Below are 19,146 nucleotides of genomic sequence, written 5' to 3'. Positions count from 1 at the left end.
GCCTGCGCAGGCGAGCGAACGGTGGCGCCGCTCCGAGCGGCGCCACCGGCTGCCGCTCAGTTCTGCTCGGCGCTCTTCTTGACGCCTTCGACGGTCTGGCGCAGCGCGTCGCGGAGCACCTCGGTGCGGGTGGCGATGAACTGCGCGCCACCGTCCTCCTGCTGGGCGAGGAACTCCTTGATCGGGCCGGTCAGCTCGCGCAGCACGTAGCGCTGGGTGAGCCGGGAGCCCGACCCCTCCGGCTCGACCTCGAAGGACCACACGGAGTTGTCGGTGCGCTCCGAACCGGTCAGCACGCCGAAGGCGAAGCGCTTGCCGGGCTCGGCGGCGACGACCTCGCACTCGCTCGACCAGGTGCGGTCGCCGTTGCTGTTGTCCCCGCGGAACCGGGAGCCCACCTCGCCGGGGGCGCCGGTCAGCCACTCGCCGCCGGTGCTCTCCGGGCTCCACTCGCCGAACCGGGTGATGTCGCTGATCAAGGGGTAGATCTGCTCCGGGGCGGCCTCGACGAAGGTCGAGTGGTCCAGAGTCAGCTGGGGTGCGTTCGCATCAGTCACTAGATCGACATTACGCGCGCCGGGCACCCGGCGGAGACGACGACGCGGCGGCACCCAGGAGGGCGCCGCCGCGTCGGTTCGTGCTCAGCGATCCGCGTCGGGACGCGCACCGGGGTTGCGGGACAGCCCGTCCTCGTGCGTCGGGAAGTCCTCCGCCTCGGCGATCGGCAGCTCCTCCGGGCGGCGCGACAGCGCGACCACTGCCACCCCGGCGAGCGCGGCCAGCACCAGCAGCACCCACGGCCACTTGCGCCGCGGCTTCGGAGTCGGGTCGATCCGGGCCGCGAGCTCCTTGCGGGCCTGCTCCGCGTTCTTCGCCAGCCGCTTGCGCGACTTCGCGGTCTTCTTGTCCCAGTCCTTGCGGGTCTTCTCCCACTGCTTGCGCGCCTTGCGGCTGCGCGCGGCGAGGTCCTCGCGGGAGAGCCCGGTGGCCTTCTGGGCGAGCAGCTCCGGCAGGTGCTCCGGCGCGAGCCCGCGCTCGGTGAGCTCCTGCTCCGCGCGGGCGATGTACTGCTTGGTCGCGCTGCGACCCGCCTTGCCCGCTCGGACGGCACCTTCGCGCGCGGTGCGCACCCCCGTGCCGACCGCCCTGCCCACGTTCTCACCAGTTCGGGCCATCGCCTCCACCTCGTCCATCGTGTGCCTCCTTGGCCGGCGTTCACCGGTCGTCCTGCCGTGCCGACGGTAACCGGCATTCGACGATCACCACCAATACTGCACCCAGGCACGTGGTTCCCGCTTTCCGATGGCAGGATGGGTTGCGTGGCTGAAGACAACGGATCGCTCGTCGGGAAGACCGTGACCGCGACCCTGCACACCTCGCAGGGCGACATCCGGGTCGAACTCTTCCCGAACCAGGCGCCGAAAACCGTCGGCAACTTCGTGGGCCTCGCCGAGGGGACCAAGGAGTACACGAACCCGAACGCGCGCGGGGAGCGCTCCGGCCCGTTCTTCGACGGCGTGATCTTCCACCGGGTCATCGACGGCTTCATGATCCAGACCGGCGACCCGACCGGCACCGGCCGCGGCGGCCCCGGCTACGAGTTCGTCGACGAGTTCCACCCGGAGCTGCAGTTCGACAAGCCCTACGTGCTGGGCATGGCCAACCCCGGCCGGCCGAACATGAACGGTTCGCAGTTCTTCATCACCGTGGCGCGCACGCCGCACCTGAACTACAAGCACACGATCTTCGGCGAGGTCGCCGACCAGGAGTCCCGCGAGGTCGTGGACGCCATCGCGCACACCGCGACCGGCGCGCAGGACCGTCCGCTGACCGACGTCGTGATCGAGAAGGTCTCCGTGGAGCTCGGCGAGTGACATGAGCGTTCCCCCCGGTCAACCCGCCGGTCCGGAGGAAGCCGCGCAGCAGCGGGTCTGCGCCAGGCACCCCGACCGCCCGACCGGGCTGCGCTGCACCCGGTGCGAACGCCCCGCCTGCCCGGAGTGCTTGCGCGAAGCCTCCGTCGGTTACCACTGCGTGGACTGCCTGGCGCAGAGCAGCCGCGGTGGCCGCGAGGCCGTGACCGTCGCGGGCGCCCGGATCGGCGGCAAGCCGATCGTGGTGCCGGTGCTGATCGCGCTCAACGTGCTGGCCTACGCCGTGACGGCGATCCAGTCCGGCCACTTCCAGAACTACCTGAGCTCGGACCTGTTCAACCAGTTCTCGCTGTGGCCGGTCGGCGTGGCGGGCGGGCAGTGGATCCGCCTGTTCACCTCGGGATTCCTGCACTTCGGCCCGATCCACCTGCTGCTGAACATGGTGGCCCTGTGGGTCATCGGGCGGGACCTGGAGACGGTGCTGGGGCGGCTGCGCTTCACGGCCGTCTACCTGCTCGCCCTGCTGGGCGGAAGCACCGCGGTGTTCCTGTTCGACGGGCTCGACAGCTCCGTCGCGGGCGCCTCCGGTGCGGTGTACGGGCTGATGGGCGGCATCGCCGTGGCCGCGCTGCGGCTGAAGGTGAGCCTGCGCCCGGTCCTCATCGTGATCGCGCTGAACATCGTGCTGAGCGTGTCGCTGCCCGGCATCTCGCTGCTCGGCCACCTCGGCGGGCTCGTGCTGGGCGGCGCGGCGACGGCGGCCATGGTGTACGCGCCGCGGGAGCGGCGGACGGTCGTGCAGGCCGGTGCGCTCGGCGGGCTGCTGGTGCTGTTGCTGGTGCTGCTGGTCGTCCGCGACGTGCAGCTGGGGGAGTGGATCTGCACTCCCATGCGGTGCATCCCGCAGTGACGTCCGAGCGCCCACGGCGCTTCAGCCCCGCAGTTCCTCCAGAGCCTCGGCGACGTCCTGCGGATCCTCGCCCAGGTCCAGCTTGCCCAGAACGACGAGCTCACCCGACTCGGTGTCCAGCTCCAGCGTCGACGACGTGAGGCCGAGGCGCTGGCGGGAGCGCACCTCGAACCGGACCTGCGACCACGGGTGGTGGCGGGTGCCGGTGAACCCGCGCAGCGCGATGCCCGACGGGTCGGCGCGCAGCCGCGGCCGCAGCACGCTGCCGCAGCCGGAGGCGACGGCCAGCACGACGGTGAGCACGCCGACGAACAGCCGGTCGGCGGGCGCCTCGGCGAGCCACCACCAGACGGCGCTGCACGCGGCGAGCGCCCACCCGCAGCTGATCAGACCGAGCGGAGTCGACCACTCGCGGAAGGTGTTCACGGCCACCTCGGTGGTGTCTCGAACCTGCACCGAACGGAGTTGTCCACAGGAGTTGTCCACACTGGGGATGACTTACACGCGTGTTGTTCGGTGACCCGGGTCCAACGTGCGCGTGAACATCACGAACACTGAAGTGGGACGACGCGCGCGCGGGTTCCGGAATTCGGAACGGCTCAGCGCCAGCGCATCGTCATCAGCAGGCCGACGATGATGAACGAGAAACCGACCGCGAAGTTCCACGCGCCCAGCTCCGCCATGAACGGGATCTGCTCGCCCGCCAGGTAGTTCACGACCAGCCACAGCAAGCCGATCAGCATCACGCCGAGCATCACGACCACGTAGATCGGGTGCGACGGGCCGACCGACTTCGCCTTCACCGGCGTGCGGCGATCCGCGACCGGAGTGGAAGAGGAGTCCTTCTTGCGGACCTTTGACTTCGGCATGATGTCCTCGCCAGGTGGTGCGGGCCGGCAGCGTCCGAGCCTGCTCGGCGGCGGTGAACGCGCCGGGGGTTCCGGAACCGACCGGCGGCGACCCCCGGTCCGCCGCTCCGGGACGGCCCGGCCGACGTATCGGAGCGGGCCTGGCCACGCCAGCGGAACCGATCACGACGCGTCTCGTTCTCCACTCACACGTTAACGTAATCGCGCGCCTGACCGAACACCCCTTCGCCGGTGCGGCACAGGTCGTGATGAGAGGGATACCGTTGGAAACGTCCGAGGTAGTGGCGGCCCCACCGCCGGATCGTCGAGGTGATCGGCTGCGCGGCGGCATTCGGATCGGCGGCGAGGTGTTGATCACCCTCGGGCTGGTGCTGCTGCTGTTCGTCTTCTACGCCGTGTACGTCACCGACTGGTTCAGCGCCCACCGGCAGGCCGAGGCGAGTGATCGACTGCACGCGCGGTGGGACCAGCGCGCACCCGAAGCGCCGCCGGCACCGGCGACGGAGGGGGAGGGGTTCGCCGAGCTTTACATCCCGGCGTTCGGCCCGGACTTCCGCTACACCGTGCTGGAGGGCACCGACGCGAAGACCCTCGCCGCGGGCCCCGGCCACTACGCGGGCACCGCGTTGCCCGGGGAGCAGGGCAACCTCGCGATCGCGGGGCACCGCATCGGCAAGGGCGCCCCGTTCGGCGACCTCGACCGGCTCGCCGCGTGCGATGCGCTGGTCGTGGAGACCGGCACCGACTGGTACGTCTACCGCGTGCTGCCGATGCGCGAGCAGGTCGCGGACTGGGACCCGGCCGCCGATCCGCGGTGCGCGGGAGTCGCCCCGATCGGCGGACCGTACCGGGGCGTGTCCGGGCAGCAGATCGTGCGCCCCGAGCAGGGCGAGGTGATCTACCCGGTGCCGGGCCGACCGCGCGACGCGCTCCCGTCCGACCAGCAGACCCGGCTGATCACGCTCACCACCTGCCACCCGCGGTTCTCCGCGGCTCAGCGGCTGATCGTGCACGGCGTGCTGGTCAAGCAGTACCCGAAGGACCCGGTGCACCGGGAGCTGCGGCCACCCGAGCTGGAGGAGTCCTGATGTACGGCTGGATCTGGCGGCACCTCCCGGGACCCGCACCGGTGAAGATCGTCGAAGCGGTGGTGCTGGTGCTGATGGTGGTGGCGTTGCTGCTGTTCGTGGTGTTCCCGTGGCTGGAACCTCTGTTGCCGTTCAACGACGTCACCACGGTGTGATGCCGCGCCGGTAGGCTGGCGGCGTGCGCGTACTCGTCGTCGACAACTACGACAGCTTCGTCTACAACCTCGTGCAGTACCTCGCCCAGCTGGGCGCGGACTGCGTGGTGCGGCGCAACGACGCCGTCACCGACGAGGACGTGGCCGCCGCCGATGGCATCCTGCTCAGCCCGGGGCCCGGCACGCCGGATCGGGCGGGGCGGTCGATGGAGCTCGTGGAGACCTGCGCCCGGGACCGGCGCCCGCTGTTCGGCGTGTGCCTGGGGCACCAGGCGATCGGCGCGGCCTGGGGCGGTGTCGTCGAGCGCGCCCCGGAACTGCTGCACGGCAAGACCTCGCTGATCGAGCACTCCGGGGCGGGTGTGTTCGCCGGGTTGCCGCAGCCGTTCGTGGCCACCCGCTACCACTCGCTGATCGTGCGCGCGGTGAGCGTGCCCGCGGACTTCGAGGTCACCGCGCACACCGGTAGCGGCATCGTGATGGGCATGCGCCACCGGGAGCTGCCCATCGAGGGCGTGCAGTTCCACCCGGAGTCGGTGCTCACCGACGGCGGGCACCGGATGCTGGCGAACTGGATGGCCGCCGCCGGGCACCCGGTCCGCGCGGAGCTGGTGGACGAGCTGGAGCGCGGCATGCGCTCGCTGGCCGCCGCCGCGCAGCGTTCTTGATCGTCAACGCTGCGCCGAGCAGGGAGAACGCCGGTTCCACGTGAAACCGCGAGGCAGAGTGCGCGCGGTGCGCAACCCCCGCACGTGAGAATGCCCGGAGGGCTCGCGGCGGCGGGTTCGGGCCCCTCGGGTCGAGGGCGAACCGCGCCGGAACCGCGAAGCGCCTCCGGGCACTCCGACGATGCGGCCGTCAGCCGAACGGCGGGAACAGCCCGTCCGAGGTGGGCGGGTTGCTCGTGCTCGGGTTCGAGTCGTACTTGCCGATCTGCAAGGTCACCGTCTGGTTCTTGCCGATCTTCTGGCCTTCCGCGGGCGAGCTGCCGATGACCTTGTCGTCCTTGCTGAGGTCGTCGGTCTCGGTCTCCTGCTCCTGGATGGAGCCGTTCCAACCCATCTGCTTGAGCGCCTTCTCGGCCTCGTCCTTCGACTTGCCGGTCAGCGACGGCATGGTGAGCTGCGCGCCGTTCGAGACGACCAGGGTGATCTCGGAGCCCTTCCGGACGCTCTCGCCCGCCGCCGGGGACTGCTCCAGGACGGTGTTCGCCTCCTGGTCCGAGTCGCGCTCCTCGCGCTTCACCTTGAACCCGGCCGCTTCGAGATTGCTCTTGGCCTGGTCGTAGGACAGGCTGCGCACGTCCGGGACCTGGGACTTCGCGATCTCCTTGCCGACGGTCACGTTGATCGTGGTGCCGCGGGCGGCGCTGTCGCCCTTGCTGTCCCAGTCGACGATCTTGCCGACCAGGTTGCTGTCCTCGACCTCGGTCTCCTGGTCGTCCAGGCCGAGCACGAGCCCGAGGTCGCGCAGCATCGTGGAGGCTTCGCTCTTGTCCTTGCCGTACAGGTCCGGGACGGGGACGAACGCGGGACCGCCGCCTTCGCAGACGGTGAGCCGCTGGTTCTTCTTCACCACCTGGGTGCCGGGAGGCGGCGTCACCTTGACGACCGTGCCGACCTTCTCCGCGGTCGATTCGCACTGGGTGACGTCGAAGAGCCATTGCGACTCGGTCAGCTGGGACCTGGCCGCGCTCGTCGTCATGCCCTCCAGCTGAGGAACGGGCGTCTTCTGCGGCTGCTCCGGACCGGCGAACATGGCGGTCGCCAGCCACGCCACCAGGATGAACACGCCGACGCAGGCCAGGGTGACCAGCGCGATCAGCCAGCTCCGGCGGCGCCTGCCGTCGTCGTCGTCGATCGCCACGGCGGAGGTGGTGCCGGTGTGGCGGTCCGGCGAGCGGTGCCTGCCCGGGCTGAACACCTCGGTCGCCGCGGGCGGCGCCATCATCGCGGTGCGGTCCTCCTCCGACATGATCATCGGAGCCTTCGGCCGCTGCCCGGACAGCACGCGCACCAGGTCGGCGCGCATCTCCGCGGCCGACTGGTAGCGGTTCGCCGGGTTCTTGCTCAGCGCCTTGAGCACCACCGCGTCCAGCGAAGCCGGCACGGTCGAGTTCACGTCGGACGGCTTGCGCGGGTCCTCCCGCACGTGCTGGTAGGCGACCGCGACCGGCGAGTCACCGGTGAACGGCGGCTCCGAGGTCAGCAGCTCGAACAGCACGCAGCCCGCCGCGTACACGTCGGAGCGGGCGTCCACGGACTCACCGCGGGCCTGCTCCGGCGACAGGTACTGGGCGGTGCCGATCACCGCGGCGGTCTGGGTGACCGCGGCCTGGCCGTCGGCGAGCGCCCGCGCGATGCCGAAGTCCATCACCTTCACCGCGCCGGAGCGGGTGATCATGATGTTGGCGGGCTTCACGTCGCGGTGCACGATGCCGTGCCGGTGGCTGAAGTCCAGCGCCGCCGACGCGTCCGCCATGACCTCCATCGCGCGGCGCGGCGGCAGCGGACCCTCGGACTTGACGATGTCGCGCAGCGTCCGGCCGTCCACGTACTCCATGACGATGTACGGGAGCTGGTCGTCTTCGGTGTCCGTCTCGCCGGTGTCGTAGACGGCGACGATCGCCGGGTGGTTCAGCGCGGCGGCGTTCTGCGCCTCGCGGCGGAACCGCAGCTGGAACGTCGGATCACGGGCGAGGTCGGCACGCAGTACCTTGACCGCCACGTCGCGCCCCAGCCGGATGTCCCGGCCGCCGTGCACCTCCGACATACCGCCATAACCGAGCGTGTCCCCGATTTCGTAGCGGTTGTTGAGAAGTCGCGGTGAGCTCATCGATGCGTCGTCCCGATCCTCGTCAATGATCGTCCCATCATGCCGACCCGCAGTGTGCTGCCGATCGCCGCCGTGCGGTGGCGACGACCTGCGTGGTGTGTTCCCGGTTCCGGTGCACCGGAACCGCCGGTCCCGGTTCCCGCCGCCACGGCACGCGTCTCGGCACCGATCCGCGCGCTACCGGGACCAGCGCCCCGGCAGTGCGTGGGCCGGTGCTGTTGCGACCGTCGGGACGCGGCGCCGTCGTGGCGCGCGCAATCCTGTTCGAATCGCCGTAGCGCAGTCTGTCGGATCTGTTCCGAAGAATCCAGAAGCGTCAGCTTCCCGGCGCACCGCCACAGGTCCACGCGAGTGACTCCCATAGTCGCAGAACCGGTTGCGGCGTCTGCCGGTACTCCCGTCGGCGCATCGCCCGGACGCCGTCCGCCGAGCAGCGGGCGCCGCCGCCACCCCGCGAAGCCGATGCCGAGCAGCACCGACCCCGTGGCACCCGGCCCCGGCGTGGGCGACAAGGCCCACACGACGACCCCGAGCACCACGAGCACCACCAGGCCCACCAGCGCGAGCACGACCCACAGCCAGACCCGGGGCCTGCCCGCGGGGGCGGCCGGGTACGGCGCGGGAACCGGGATGCCCGAGGTGGGCGGTCCTGACTGGTGCGGGTGCTGCTGCGGCATCCTGCCCTGCGGCGGGATCACTCCCGGCGGGTAGGTGTTGCCCATCGGCCCCGCCTGCGGGGGCTGCGGCGGCGGGGACGGCGGCCCGACATGCAGCGGGGGCACGCCGCCCGCGGGTGCCCCCACATTCCTCGGTGCCGGTTGCTGGTGGACCACCATCGTCGCCGGCGTCGGGAGCGGTAATCCCGCGCGGACCGCGGCGACCGCCTTCGCGAACTCGCCGCCGGTCCCGTAGCGCCTGCGCGGATCCTTCACGAGCGTCGCCTCGACCAGTGCGCGAGCGCCCGGCGGCACGTCCGGCGGAAGGGGCGGCGCCACTTCGCGGATGTGCATCATCGCGACGGTAACCGCGTTGTCGGACAGGAACGGACGATGCCCCTTGAGACATTCGTAACCCACCACTGCCAGCGAGTACACGTCGCTGGACGGGCTCGCTTCGCTGCCCAGCGCCTGTTCCGGCGCGATGTAGTGCGCGGTGCCCATCACCATGCCGGAGCGGGTCACGGGTGCCGCGTCCGCCGCCTTGGCGATGCCGAAGTCGGTGAGCTTCACCGTCCCGGTCGGGGTGATCAGGATGTTGCCGGGTTTGACGTCGCGGTGCACCAGGCCGCGTTCGTGCGCGGCCTGCAGCGCGTTGCCCGCCTGCTCCAGCATGTCCAGGGTGTGCTCGACGGCGATCCGGCCCTCGCGGGCCAGCACGGCCGCCAGCGGCTCGCCTTCGACCAGTTCCATGACCAGGTAGGCCGTGTCCTCGGGGCCGTCCGGGATGGCGGCGGTCTCGCCGTAGTCGTGCACGGCGGCGATGCCGGGATGGTTCAACGAGGCGGTGGTGCGGGCCTCGGTGCGGAAGCGGTGCAGGAACTCCGCGTCACCGCACAGTTCCGGCTTGAGCACCTTCACCGCGACCGTCCGGTCCAGCCGGACGTCGACGGCCTCCCACACCTCGCCCATTCCGCCCACGGCGATGCGCCGACCCAGCCGGTACCGGTCGGCGAGCAACTGGCCGGAGGTCAGCACGGATCAGCCACCTCCCTGGAGACCCGCCCGGATGACCTCGCGGCCGATGGGGGCCGAGATGGAGCCGCCGGTGGCCTCCGCGCCCTCGTCGCCGCCGTTCTCGACGATGACGGCGACCGCGATCTTCGGGTCCTCGGCGGGCGCGAACGCGACGTACCAGCCGTGCGGCTTGTCGGCCGCGTCGCCGTGCTGGGCGGTGCCGGTCTTGGAGGCGATGTCGATTCCGGAGATCTTGCCGGAGCCCTTGGTGTTCTGCTCCGACTTCAACATCATCTCGCTGATCTGGTTGGCCGCGTTCGCGGAGACGGCCTGGCTCATCTCCTCCGGCTTGAGCTCGTCGATGACCTCCATGTCGGGGGCCCGCGTGCTCTTGACCAGCTGCGGCTTCATCAGCTTGCCGTCGTTGGCGATCGCGGCGGCCATCATCGCGTTCTGCATCGGGGTGACGCGGACGTCGCGCTGGCCGATGCCGCTCTGGTACAGCGAGGCCTGGTCGGACATCGGGCCGAGGTCGGACTTCGCGACCGTCATCGGGATCTGCAGGTCGGTGCTGAAGCCGAACTTCGCGGCCGTCTCGCGCATCTTGTCCGCGCCGACCTTGCCCGCGATCTCGGCGAAGGCGGTGTTGCAGGAGTGCGCGAGCGCCTCGGTGAGGGTGCTGCCCTTGCAGGTCTTGCCGCCGTAGTTCGGCAGCGGCGTGCTCGTGTTCGGCAGCGTGATCGAGGCCGCGTCGGTGACCTGGCTGTTCGGCTGGTAGCCGCTGTCGAGCGCGGCAGCCGTGGTGATCAGCTTGAAGGTCGAGCCGGGCGGGTAGATCTCGGAGACCGAGCGGTTGCTCATCGGCGACCCCTCGGCGTTCTCCATCTGCTGCCAGCTCTCGGCGGCGGCGTTGTTGTCGTGCGAGGCCAGCGGGTTCGGGTCGTACGACGGCGAGTTGACCATGCTCAGGATCTCGCCGGTCTTCGGATTCAGGGCGACCACGGACCCCTGGAAGCCCTTCGCGGTCAGCTCGTCGTAGGCGACCTTCTGCATGGCCGGGTTGATCGTCAGCTCCACGTCGCCGCCCGCCGGTGCCCGGCCGGTGATCATGTCCGAGAGCCGGTTGAAGGCGAGGCTGTCGTCGGAGCCGTTGAGGATGGTGTCCATCGCCCGCTCGATGCCGTTGGCGCCGTAGGTCGGCGAGTCGAACCCGGTGACGGGGGCGTACAGCGGCCCGTTCGGATAGGTCCGCTGGAACTTCAGCTCGTCGCCGGTCTCCACCGAGTTCGCCAGCGACTGCCCGCCCGCGATGATCTGACCGCGCTGCTTGGCGTACTCGGCGCGCTGCGTGCGGCCGTTGCCGGGACCGTTGCGCAGGTCATCCGCCTGGATGACCTGCACGTAGGTCACGTTGGCCATCAGCAACAGCACCATGGCCATCATGGCCAGGGCGACTCGTCGTAGCGGCTTGTTCATCGGGGACGTTCCACCAATTCGGTGTGTGCTTCGGCGATCGGGGCCTGCTGCGGTTTCGGCTTCGCCGGCGTCTGCGGCCTGCGGGCCGCGTCGGAGATGCGCAGCAGCATCGCGATCAGGATGTAGTTGGCCAGCAGCGACGAACCGCCGTAGGCGAGGAACGGCGCGGTCAGACCCGTCAGCGGGATCAGGCCGGTGACACCGCCCGCGACCACGAACAGCTGCAGCGCGATGGTGAACGAGAGCCCGCCGCCGAACAGCTTGCCGAAGGAGTCCCGCACCGCGAGCGCGCTGCGCAGGCCGCGCATCATCAGCAGCAGGTACATCATGAAGATCGCGATCAGGCCGATCAGCCCGAGCTCTTCACCCATCGAAGTGATGATGAAGTCGCTGTTGGAGAACGGCACCGTCTCGGGACTGCCGTTGCCCAGGCCGGATCCGCCGATCCCGCCGCTGCCCAGCCCGTACAGCGCCTGCTTGAGCTGGTAGCCGTCCTCGTGGTGCAGCGGGTCCAGCCACACGTTCACCCGCGACTGCACGCGGGTCACGGTCTGGAACGCCAGGAAGGCGCCCAGCGCGAACAGGGACAGCCCGAGCACCACCCAGATCGCGCGCTCGGTGGCGATGTAGAGCATCACCAGCACGATGCCGAAGAACAGCAGCGACGTGCCCAGGTCCTTCTCCAGCACGCCGATGCCGATCGCGGCGACCCAGGCCACCAGCATCGGCATCAGGTCCCGCGGTCGCGGCAGCTCCACGTTGAGGAACTTGCGGCCCGCGGTGGTGAACAGCTCGCGCTTGGACACCAGGAACGACGCGAAGAAGATCATCAGCAGGATCTTGGCGAACTCGCTGGGCTGGACCTGCCCCAGCGGCCCGAACTTGATCCACAGCTTCGCGCCGTTGACCTCGGAGATCGCACTCGGCAGCAGGCCCGGCAGCGCCAGCAGCACCAGCCCGACGAACCCGCAGGTGAAGCTGTACTTCGCCAGCGTGCGGTGGTCCTTGATGAACGCCAGGACCAGCGCGAACAGCACCAGGCTCAGCGCCAGCCAGGCGATCTGCCGCACCGCGTACTCGGTGTCCTTGGCGATGTCGATCCGGTGGATCATCACCAGTCCGAGCCCGTTGAGCAGCGCCACCAGGGGCAAGATCAACGGGTCGGCGTACGGAGCCCACTTGCGCACCGCGAAGTGCGCCGCGCCGAACAGCGCCAGGTAGGCGGCGCCGTAGTAGAACAGCTGGCGCGTGATCGTGTTCTCCTGGCTGATCTCCACCAGCATGATCGCGAAGGTCACGATCACGGCGGAGATCACCAGCAGCACCAGTTCGGTTCCGCGGCGCGTGTTCACCTGCGAAACGGCGCTCGAACCGGTGCCTTCGGAGGTACCCGGCAGCGACATCAGCTCACCGTCCGGCAAGTGACACCGGGTGTCTGCTCCGCCGACGCGAGCGGAGTGTCGGTCGGCGACGGGGGAGCGCCCGGTGCGGGCGGTTCACCCGGAACCGAGGTCTGCCCCGGCGGCGGCGTGTTCGCCGGCGGGTTCTGGTCGTGCGGGGGAGTGTTCGCCGGCGGGGTCGGCTCCGGCTCTTCGCACTGCGGCAGCAGCGCGGTCATCCGCAGCCGCCGCATCGCGTCGCGCGCGGAGTCCAGCCCGTTGACGTCGGTGATCCCGCTGCGCACGTCGGTCCGCCGGGCCTCCTGCAGATCGTTGATGCCGATCGGCTGGCAGTCCGGTGCGGATCCCTGCGGGCAGGAGTCCTCGACCTGCCAGCGCAGCGACACACCGACGACGCTGCCCTGGAGGCCTTGGAAGATCACGACGTCATCGGCGTCGTTGACCCCGATGTAGTACTGCTGGAGCAGCCACCAGCGGCCCACCAAGCCCGCTCCCACGAGCACGATGAGCACACCGGCTAGGACGAAGAGTGCACGCAGCCAGCCTCGCCGGTGCGTGCCCCGGTCAGGAGGGGGGGCTGTGTCGTACCGCTGCTGTTGAGGCTTCGGCATGGTGGCCGCGCTCGCGCGGGCCGCCGAAGAGTCGGGCTGCGGGTCCTCCTCTCCGTTTCCCGCGGCGCCCCCGACGATCGGAGCGTCCTCGCCGAATTCGACGTCCACGACGTCCGCGATGATCACGGTGACGTTGTCCGGCCCACCGCCGCGCAACGCCATCTCGATCATGCGGTCGGCGCAGGCCTGCGGATCGGGGATCCGCAGCGCGTCGGCCATCGTCTCCTCGCTGACCGGGCCCGTCAGGCCGTCGGAGCAGAGCAGGTAGCGGTCGCCCGCCCGCGCCTCGCGCACCGCGAGGCTGGGCTCGACCTCATGGCCGGTCAACGCCTTCAGCAGCAGTGAGCGCTGCGGATGGTTGGCGGCCTCCTCCTCGGTGATCCGACCTTCGTCGATCAGCGATTGGACGAAGGTGTCGTCGTGGGTTATCTGGGAAAGCTCGCCGTCGCGGACCATGTAGGCGCGCGAGTCACCGATGTGCACCAGCCCCAGCTTGCTGCCCGCGAACAAGACCGCGGTCAGCGTCGTCCCCATACCGTCGAGGTCGGGGTCCTGGGATACGAGCTCGGAGATCGCACCGTTTCCGGACAGCACTGCTTGACGCAGGTGCCCGAGCAGGTCGTCACCGGGTTCGTCGTCGTCGAGCGGCGCCAGCGCCGCGATGACGACCTTGCTGGCGACCTCACCGGCGGCATGGCCTCCCATGCCGTCCGCGAGGGCGAGAAGTCGTGGGCCGGCGTAGACCGAGTCCTGGTTGTTCGAGCGCACCAGGCCGCGGTCGCTGCGGGCAGCGTAGTGAAGGACGAGGGTCATGAGCGCAGCTCGATCACCGTCTTGCCGATTTTGATCGGAACGCCGAGCGGGACCTTGGTGGCTCCCGTGACCTTCGCCCGATCGAGGTATGTGCCGTTAGTGGAGCCTAGATCCTCCACGTACCAGTCGGTGCCGCGGAGCGACAACCGTGCGTGCCGGGTCGACGCGAAGTCGTCGTCCAGCACCAACGTGGAGTCGTCGGCTCGGCCGATCATGATCGGCCGACCTTCGAGCGAAATGCGGGTGCCCGCGAGGGGACCGTGCGTCACGACCATCTGGCGTGGCGCCTTGCTCTTGCCGCGGGCCTGCTTGCTCGACGTCTTACCCGCCCCCGGCATCGACACCCGCATGCCGGAGGCGGAATACAGATCGGAACGAACCACGCGAAGCGCGGCCAGCACGAACAACCAGAGCAGGGCGAGGAACCCTGCTCTGGTCAGCTGAATCACCAGCTCTGGCACTTGTTGTGAACGCTCCTACTCCGTCTTGTGAGCCGGGGCTCAGCCCTGGCTGCGGAACACCAACGACGAATGGCCGACACGGATCACGTCGCCATCCGCCAGCTGCCAAGTCTGCACCGGAGTGCCGTTGACCGTGGTGCCGTTCGTCGAACCGAGATCCGCCAGCATCGCCGACATGCCGTCCCAGGTGATCTCGATGTGCTTGCGGGACACACCGGTGTCGGGAAGCCGGAACTGGCCTTCCTGACCGCGACCGATCACGTTCGAACCGTGCTGCAGCGTGTACGACCGGTTGGACCCGTCGTCGAGCTGGAGCATCGCCGTCTGCTGGCGTGCGTCCGGATATCCGCCCGGAGCGCTCGGCGGGTAGGCCCCGCCGGGCTGACCGAAGCCCTGATCGAATCCCGGCTGCGGCGGCTGAGCATAGCCCTGGTCGAAACCGGGCTGCTGCTGGCCATAGCCCTGGCCCTGGTCGTAACCGGGCTGCTGGCCGTAACCGGGGTCGTAACCCTGCGGCTGGCCGTAGCCCTGGTCGTAGCCGGGCTGCTGCGGGAAGCCGCCGGGCGTGCTCGGCGGGTAGCCCCCACCGGGCTGCTGCGGCTGGCCGTAACCCGGCTGCGGCGGCTGGCCGTAGCCCTGGTCGTAACCGGGCTGCGGCGGCTGGCCGTAACCCTGGTCGTAACCGGGCTGCTGGCCGTAACCCGGCTGCTGGCCGTAGCCCTGGTCGTAGCCCGGCTGCGGCGGCTGCTGGCCGTAGCCCGGCTGCTGCTGGCCGTAACCCTGGTCGTAACCGGGCTGCTGGCCGTAGCCGTAGTTGGGGTCCTGCCCGTACTGGCCTTGGCCGTAGCCCTGGTCGTAGCCGTACTGCCCTTGCTGCTGGCCGTACGGATCTCCCTGGGGATAGTGGCCCGGTGGCTGGCTCATGGGTCGGTCTCCTGCGGTACGAGGTGTTGCCGTCCGTCGGTTGATGTCGGGGTCGACGGACGACTTGATACGAAACTGTCCCGTGTGCAGCGTCTCAGAGCGCTCCAGGGAGACTACGACGTCACCATATGTGTCCCACCCCTGCTCGGTGAGGTGCTCCTGAACGCAGTCGGTGAGGAGGTCGGTCACCCGGGCCTCATCACCTGTGAGCCGCTCGTGATCGGACGGGCTCAGGAGCACAACGTAGTGGTTGCACGCCAGTAGCCGGCCCCCCGCGAGCTCGCGCAGCTGGACTTCAGCCTCACGCTGCAAGTCCTGCGCGACCTCTTGCGGAACCACCTTCCCGCCGAACACACGCGCGAAGCCATTGCCGACCATGCCTTCGAGCTTGCGCTCGAAGCGCTGCACGAGGCCCACGACGATCCCCTCCACGCGTACGACTCCGACGCCCATCGTATCTGGGCCGACGGGGCGGGACACCGACCAGTTCCCAACTCGTGCCACCCCCGCCGCGGGAGGCCTGTCGGCGGGTGCTAATCTTTCCCAGCCAGCACGACGGGGCGCGGAACACCAGCCAGGTGGAACGGACCCCCGGTGCAGACGGTCGGAGCAGGGCAAGATACGCTTTGATCAGCCACGGGCGAGTGGCGGAATGGCAGACGCGCACGGTTCAGGTCCGTGTGTCCGTAAGGACGTGAGGGTTCAACTCCCTCCTCGCCCACTCCCGAAGGGCCCCACCGGAATCCGGTGGGGCCCTTCGTCATGTCCGGGGCATCGCCGCTCGCTCGGGCGGTGGAACGCCGGTTCGCGGCGAATGTCCGATCTTCGCGGTGGGGCTCGTCATGGTTCGCGGAGAGCGAAGTTCGCGCGGCCGGGCGTGGCGCGCCGCGGCCCGGGAGACGGCCGATCGTCGAGCTGGGCCGATCGGCGGCGTCGACTGGGACGAAAGCCCGCACCGGGGCCTCCTGCACCGCAGGTCGGTGACCGAGCCGGAGTGGTGTGGCGTTGCTGACAGGTCGCCGTCCGCGTCACGCGTTCCAGGTGACTTCGCAGGGCTGGTGGGGGCGGACCGAGTCGGTGCAGTCGTGGCAGCGGTCGGTGATCGCGTCGATGGCCGCGCCGCGGCCGGCGAACGGCACCTTGATCCAGCGGTGGCAGACGGTCGGCAGCAGCTGCCCGCCGGGGAAGGTGCCGGGGGCGAACTCCACCGCGTGCCGGACCTTCGCACCTGGTCCTACCAGCCAATACACCGTTTCCCGCATCGTGCCTCCCCTGCCGCTCGCGGTGCGGGCCACGCTAATCGGGACGTTGAAGGATCAATAGGTATCGGTGGAGTGAACCGGCCCGTCTCGGATAGTGATCGGCGGCGTGGATCCGCCCGGAGCGGGGAACCCCGAGCCCCGCGGCGGCGGAAGGAGGGGCCTCGTGACCACCTGGGAGGAACTGGGCCTGAACCGGCTGGTGGACGGTGACCGGGACGCGCCGGTGCTCGTGCTGTCGAACGCGCTCGGCGGCACGGCCGAGATGTGGCGGCCGCAGCTGGCGGCGCTCACCGAGCACTACCTGGTCGTGCGCTACGACCAGCGCGGCCACGGCGGGTCGCCGGTGCTGCCGGGGCCGTACTCGGTGCAGGACCTGGCGGGCGACGTGCTGGCGCTGCTGGACCACCTGGAGGTGTCGTCGGTCTCGTTCGCGGGAGCCTCGCTGGGCGGCGTGATCGGGTTGTGGCTCGGCGCGCACGCCCCGGAGCGGATCGACGCGCTGACCGTGTGCGGCACCTCGGCCTGGCTGGACCGGCGGGACGCGGAGCTCGACCGGGCGCGGGCGGCCCGGGAGAACGGCACGAACGAACTGGTGGCGCCGACCGTCGAGCGCTGGTTCACCCCGTACTTCCGGGAGCGCCACGCGGAGGAGGTCGCGAGCTACGCGGCGATGATCGCGGGCACCGACGACGAGGCCTACGCCTGGTGCTGCGAGGTCCTCGCGCACGCGGACCTGCGCGGGGCGCTGTCGTCGATCAGCGCGCCGACGCTGGTGATCTCCGGGGCGGAGGACCCGGCCACCCCGCCGGAGCACGGCGCCGCCATCGCTGACGGCATCGGCGGCAACGCCCGGCTGGAGGTCGTCGACCACGCAGCGCACCTCGCCAACGTGGAACGCGCGGCGGAGGTGAACGCCCTGCTGCTCGCCGACCGTTCGACGTGGTCCCGGTAGCGGCCGGGGAACGGCGGGCGCCGCCCGACGCGGATCGGAGACCGGTGCCCGCGGGGCCGCTCCGGCGCTCGGCCCTTGGCGGGGGAGCGGGACTGTGCTGGGCTGGGCCCGGACGGTGCGGTCCCGGGTAGGCCGCAGGGGCAGCCGGCCGGGAGGTCGTGATGGCGGGCAACAGCCGGGATTCCGGGCGATCGGTGACGGGGCGGGCGTTGAGCGTGCTCACCGCGTTCGACGTCGACCACACGAGGCTCACGCTGACCGCGATCGCGCGCCGCGCCGCGATTCCGCTGGCGACCGCGCACCGCCTCGTGGGCGAGCTGGAGGCGTGGGGAGCGCTGCACCGCGACGACGACGGGCGCTACGCGATCGGCCTGCGGTTGTGGGAGATCGGGCTGCTCGCCCCGGTGCACACGGCGCTGCGGGAGGCGGCGCTGCCGTTCATGCAGGAGCTGTGCGAGAACACGCGGGAGAACGTGCATCTTGCGGTGCGGGATCACTGGGATGCCGTGTACGTGGAGAAGCTGACCGTCCCTCGTTCGGTACCGATCGTTTCCCGAACGGGTGGCCGGTTGCCGCTGCATCCGACCGGAGTGGGCCGGGTGCTGCTCGCGCACGCCCCGGCGCAGGTCGTGCAGGAGTACTGCGAGCGCGGGCTGTCCCGGCACACGCCCTACACGATCACCGAACCCGGCAGGCTGGCCCGCGAATTGCAGGCGGTGCGCAGCCGGGGGTTCGCGCGAACGTCCGAAGAGATGACGCTCGGTAATTGTTCCGTGGCGGTTCCGGTGCGGGACGGCACCGGAACGGTCGTCGCGGCGCTCGGCCTGGTCGCCCGCAGCGTCCGGGCGGAGCATTCCAAGCTGGTCAAGCCGTTGCTGCCGGCGGCGGAGGCGATCCGCAGGCGGTTGGCCGAGCACGATCTCGCGCGATCCGACGCGGGATGAGCCGCGCTCGCGAACCCCGGAACCATCCCCTTCTGAGCGTCACCTGATTGGCCGCACCGCCGGGCTGAAGTCGTCCAACCGCTCACCGACCGGTCACCGACCGCTCGCCGCCGCCGGTCGCAGGACCACCGCGTCAGCGCAGAGGAATCGCTCCCGACCTGTTTTAGTCGGACTGCCTGGGAAGAACGAATGCCGGGCGTTGAGCGCTTTTTGTTGCAGCCAGTGCATCGAGGGAGGCGGGGAGCCGTGACCGGAATGCCGGGACGTGCCACGGTCGACAACGAGGTCCGGATCAGCTCTACCCACGCACGATCTCCGCTCGATTTACCGGCCTCCATCGGCAGGCTCACCGCGCTGTCGGCGGACGCCCTCGGCTGGTCGGGAACCGTGCTGCCGCCGGTCAAGATGCTCGGCAGGCACGTGGTGCCGGTGGCGGAGCTCGTCCCGGACGCGCACGCCGAGCGGCTGTGCTTCGGCAGCGAGCCGGTGCTGGACCGCGCTGAGATCTCCACGTGGGTGTGGCCCGAGATGGACGGGCGGGTGCCGCCGCCGAGCGCGCACCTCGTCGGCATACTCGCTCCCGCCCGGCACTGGCGGACCGCGCTGACCGCGGCGGTGCCGTTCGCCCGGTTCACCAGCACCGCGATCATCGTGCCGAAGAGCGTCACGCTCGCGAAGGACTTCATGTCCACCTGCCTGATCCGGGCGCGGCAGTTCGGCGTCGCGGTGCTCAGCGCGGAGGCGGACGACGTGCAGGTGGAGCTCGAAGGCCGTTCCTTCGCGGACGCGCCGCCGATCGAGCACACCGCGGTGTCCCGCTGGGTGAACGAGGTCGTCTACCAGCAGTTGCTCGCGGCGGAAGCGCCCGCCCCGTCGCGGAGCTGACCCGGCTAGCCCGT

Annotated in this window: 20 protein-coding genes and 1 tRNA gene; 9 read left to right on the top strand and 12 right to left on the bottom strand. The window is 70.2% G+C overall.

What is annotated here, in order from left to right:
• Nucleotides 1–56: 56 nt before the first annotated feature.
• Both ACWD38_RS12660 and ACWD38_RS12655 read right to left on the bottom strand, forming a co-directional pair.
• Nucleotides 57–557 carry an SRPBCC family protein gene (locus ACWD38_RS12660; RefSeq protein ID WP_184483981.1) on the bottom strand — a complete coding sequence of 167 codons (501 nt, stop codon included), beginning with the start codon at nt 555–557 and terminating at the stop codon, nt 57–59.
• 84 nt (nt 558–641) lie between these two features.
• Nucleotides 642–1,193, bottom strand: a complete 552-nt coding sequence (locus ACWD38_RS12655) for a hypothetical protein (protein WP_184483978.1) — start codon at nt 1,191–1,193, stop codon at nt 642–644.
• Between the two features lie 117 nt (nt 1,194–1,310).
• Here ACWD38_RS12655 and ACWD38_RS12650 point away from each other — a divergent pair, with 117 nt between their 5' ends.
• Together ACWD38_RS12650 and ACWD38_RS12645 are read left to right on the top strand one after the other, a co-directional pair.
• Complete coding sequence (locus ACWD38_RS12650; RefSeq protein WP_184483975.1) at nt 1,311–1,874, top strand: peptidylprolyl isomerase; 564 nt, start codon at nt 1,311–1,313, stop codon at nt 1,872–1,874.
• 1 nt (nt 1,875) lies between these two features.
• A complete protein-coding gene (locus ACWD38_RS12645) occupies nt 1,876–2,784 on the top strand; it encodes a rhomboid family intramembrane serine protease (protein WP_184483973.1) in 909 nt (302 codons plus the stop codon).
• 21 nt (nt 2,785–2,805) lie between these two features.
• Here the strand turns inward: ACWD38_RS12645 and ACWD38_RS12640 are convergent, their stop codons facing one another.
• Together ACWD38_RS12640 and crgA are read right to left on the bottom strand one after the other, a co-directional pair.
• On the bottom strand, nt 2,806–3,240 hold the full coding sequence (locus ACWD38_RS12640) for a PH domain-containing protein (RefSeq protein WP_343071637.1): 435 nt from the start codon (nt 3,238–3,240) through the stop codon (nt 2,806–2,808).
• Between the two features lie 143 nt (nt 3,241–3,383).
• Nucleotides 3,384–3,653 (bottom strand): cell division protein CrgA, encoded by a 270-nt coding sequence (gene crgA, locus ACWD38_RS12635; RefSeq protein ID WP_184483971.1) that lies wholly within the window; start codon nt 3,651–3,653, stop codon nt 3,384–3,386.
• Between the two features lie 281 nt (nt 3,654–3,934).
• Here crgA and ACWD38_RS12630 point away from each other — a divergent pair, with 281 nt between their 5' ends.
• Genes ACWD38_RS12630 through ACWD38_RS12620 form a run of 3 tightly spaced genes read left to right on the top strand, consistent with a single transcriptional unit; the run spans nt 3,935 to nt 5,564 of the window.
• Nucleotides 3,935–4,741: a class E sortase gene (locus ACWD38_RS12630; protein ID WP_450124094.1), complete on the top strand. Its 807-nt coding sequence runs from the start codon at nt 3,935–3,937 to the stop codon at nt 4,739–4,741.
• A complete protein-coding gene (locus ACWD38_RS12625) occupies nt 4,741–4,896 on the top strand; it encodes a hypothetical protein (RefSeq protein WP_184483968.1) in 156 nt (51 codons plus the stop codon). The genes ACWD38_RS12630 and ACWD38_RS12625 overlap by 1 nt, the downstream gene beginning before the upstream one ends.
• Before the next feature lie 23 nt (nt 4,897–4,919).
• Nucleotides 4,920–5,564 carry an aminodeoxychorismate/anthranilate synthase component II gene (locus ACWD38_RS12620; RefSeq protein ID WP_184483966.1) on the top strand — a complete coding sequence of 215 codons (645 nt, stop codon included), beginning with the start codon at nt 4,920–4,922 and terminating at the stop codon, nt 5,562–5,564.
• 190 nt (nt 5,565–5,754) lie between these two features.
• On the opposite strand, the gene pknB is transcribed toward ACWD38_RS12620, so the two are convergent.
• From pknB to ACWD38_RS12585, 7 genes are read right to left on the bottom strand one after another with little or no spacing between them, the layout of a single operon-like run.
• Nucleotides 5,755–7,731, bottom strand: coding sequence for a Stk1 family PASTA domain-containing Ser/Thr kinase (pknB, locus tag ACWD38_RS12615; RefSeq protein ID WP_184483964.1), 1,977 nt, complete (start codon nt 7,729–7,731; stop codon nt 5,755–5,757).
• Nucleotides 7,728–9,425 carry a serine/threonine-protein kinase gene (locus tag ACWD38_RS12610; protein ID WP_450124093.1) on the bottom strand — a complete coding sequence of 566 codons (1,698 nt, stop codon included), beginning with the start codon at nt 9,423–9,425 and terminating at the stop codon, nt 7,728–7,730. The genes pknB and ACWD38_RS12610 overlap by 4 nt, the downstream gene beginning before the upstream one ends.
• A 3-nt stretch (nt 9,426–9,428) precedes the next feature.
• Nucleotides 9,429–10,880 (bottom strand): peptidoglycan D,D-transpeptidase FtsI family protein, encoded by a 1,452-nt coding sequence (locus ACWD38_RS12605; protein WP_184483962.1) that lies wholly within the window; start codon nt 10,878–10,880, stop codon nt 9,429–9,431.
• Nucleotides 10,877–12,283: an FtsW/RodA/SpoVE family cell cycle protein gene (locus ACWD38_RS12600; protein WP_184483960.1), complete on the bottom strand. Its 1,407-nt coding sequence runs from the start codon at nt 12,281–12,283 to the stop codon at nt 10,877–10,879. Before ACWD38_RS12600 ends, ACWD38_RS12605 begins: the two co-directional genes overlap by 4 nt.
• On the bottom strand, nt 12,283–13,704 hold the full coding sequence (locus tag ACWD38_RS12595) for a PP2C family protein-serine/threonine phosphatase (protein WP_184483958.1): 1,422 nt from the start codon (nt 13,702–13,704) through the stop codon (nt 12,283–12,285). The genes ACWD38_RS12600 and ACWD38_RS12595 overlap by 1 nt, the downstream gene beginning before the upstream one ends.
• Nucleotides 13,701–14,165 (bottom strand): FHA domain-containing protein FhaB/FipA, encoded by a 465-nt coding sequence (locus tag ACWD38_RS12590; RefSeq protein WP_184483956.1) that lies wholly within the window; start codon nt 14,163–14,165, stop codon nt 13,701–13,703. The genes ACWD38_RS12595 and ACWD38_RS12590 overlap by 4 nt, the downstream gene beginning before the upstream one ends.
• Before the next feature lie 39 nt (nt 14,166–14,204).
• Entirely contained in the window at nt 14,205–15,506 is a 1,302-nt protein-coding gene (locus ACWD38_RS12585) for a DUF3662 and FHA domain-containing protein (RefSeq protein ID WP_343071735.1), read from the bottom strand.
• A gap of 221 nt (nt 15,507–15,727) precedes the next feature.
• Between ACWD38_RS12585 and ACWD38_RS12580 the strand changes: the two genes are divergently transcribed.
• Nucleotides 15,728–15,810: transfer RNA gene (locus tag ACWD38_RS12580), tRNA-Leu, on the top strand.
• Between the two features lie 307 nt (nt 15,811–16,117).
• On the opposite strand, the gene ACWD38_RS12575 is transcribed toward ACWD38_RS12580, so the two are convergent.
• Nucleotides 16,118–16,351: a hypothetical protein gene (locus ACWD38_RS12575; RefSeq protein WP_184483954.1), complete on the bottom strand. Its 234-nt coding sequence runs from the start codon at nt 16,349–16,351 to the stop codon at nt 16,118–16,120.
• Between the two features lie 163 nt (nt 16,352–16,514).
• Here ACWD38_RS12575 and pcaD point away from each other — a divergent pair, with 163 nt between their 5' ends.
• From pcaD to ACWD38_RS12560, 3 genes are all read left to right on the top strand, one after another.
• The gene (gene pcaD / locus ACWD38_RS12570; protein ID WP_450124092.1) at nt 16,515–17,303 is read left to right on the top strand and encodes a 3-oxoadipate enol-lactonase; all 789 of its coding nucleotides are present in this window, start codon (nt 16,515–16,517) and stop codon (nt 17,301–17,303) included.
• A 161-nt stretch (nt 17,304–17,464) separates the two neighbouring features.
• A complete protein-coding gene (locus ACWD38_RS12565) occupies nt 17,465–18,247 on the top strand; it encodes an IclR family transcriptional regulator (protein WP_450124091.1) in 783 nt (260 codons plus the stop codon).
• Nucleotides 18,248–18,502: 255 nt separating this feature from the next.
• Nucleotides 18,503–19,132 (top strand): hypothetical protein, encoded by a 630-nt coding sequence (locus tag ACWD38_RS12560; protein WP_450124106.1) that lies wholly within the window; start codon nt 18,503–18,505, stop codon nt 19,130–19,132.
• Nucleotides 19,133–19,146: the final 14 nt, after the last annotated feature.

It is taken from the genome of Saccharopolyspora sp. NPDC002578, from assembly GCF_053592695.1.
Note: the sequence above shows the minus strand (reverse complement) of the source record. Positions and strands in the feature narration are given on the sequence as shown.

Excerpts from the sequence above, each read along its gene's own strand:
- pknB (WP_184483964.1), bottom strand. The coding sequence starts at position 7,731 with ATGAGCTCACCGCGACTTCTCAACAACCGCTACGAAATCGGGGACACG.
- ACWD38_RS12655 (WP_184483978.1), bottom strand. The coding sequence starts at position 1,193 with ATGGACGAGGTGGAGGCGATGGCCCGAACTGGTGAGAACGTGGGCAGG.
- ACWD38_RS12575 (WP_184483954.1), bottom strand. The coding sequence starts at position 16,351 with ATGCGGGAAACGGTGTATTGGCTGGTAGGACCAGGTGCGAAGGTCCGG.
- ACWD38_RS12625 (WP_184483968.1), top strand. The coding sequence starts at position 4,741 with ATGTACGGCTGGATCTGGCGGCACCTCCCGGGACCCGCACCGGTGAAG.
- ACWD38_RS12565 (WP_450124091.1), top strand. The coding sequence starts at position 17,465 with ATGGCGGGCAACAGCCGGGATTCCGGGCGATCGGTGACGGGGCGGGCG.
- ACWD38_RS12650 (WP_184483975.1), top strand. The coding sequence starts at position 1,311 with ATGGGTTGCGTGGCTGAAGACAACGGATCGCTCGTCGGGAAGACCGTG.
- ACWD38_RS12560 (WP_450124106.1), top strand. The coding sequence starts at position 18,503 with ATGCCGGGACGTGCCACGGTCGACAACGAGGTCCGGATCAGCTCTACC.
- ACWD38_RS12595 (WP_184483958.1), bottom strand. The coding sequence starts at position 13,704 with ATGACCCTCGTCCTTCACTACGCTGCCCGCAGCGACCGCGGCCTGGTG.
- crgA (WP_184483971.1), bottom strand. The coding sequence starts at position 3,653 with ATGCCGAAGTCAAAGGTCCGCAAGAAGGACTCCTCTTCCACTCCGGTC.
- ACWD38_RS12645 (WP_184483973.1), top strand. The coding sequence starts at position 1,876 with ATGAGCGTTCCCCCCGGTCAACCCGCCGGTCCGGAGGAAGCCGCGCAG.
- ACWD38_RS12605 (WP_184483962.1), bottom strand. The coding sequence starts at position 10,880 with ATGAACAAGCCGCTACGACGAGTCGCCCTGGCCATGATGGCCATGGTG.
- ACWD38_RS12600 (WP_184483960.1), bottom strand. The coding sequence starts at position 12,283 with ATGTCGCTGCCGGGTACCTCCGAAGGCACCGGTTCGAGCGCCGTTTCG.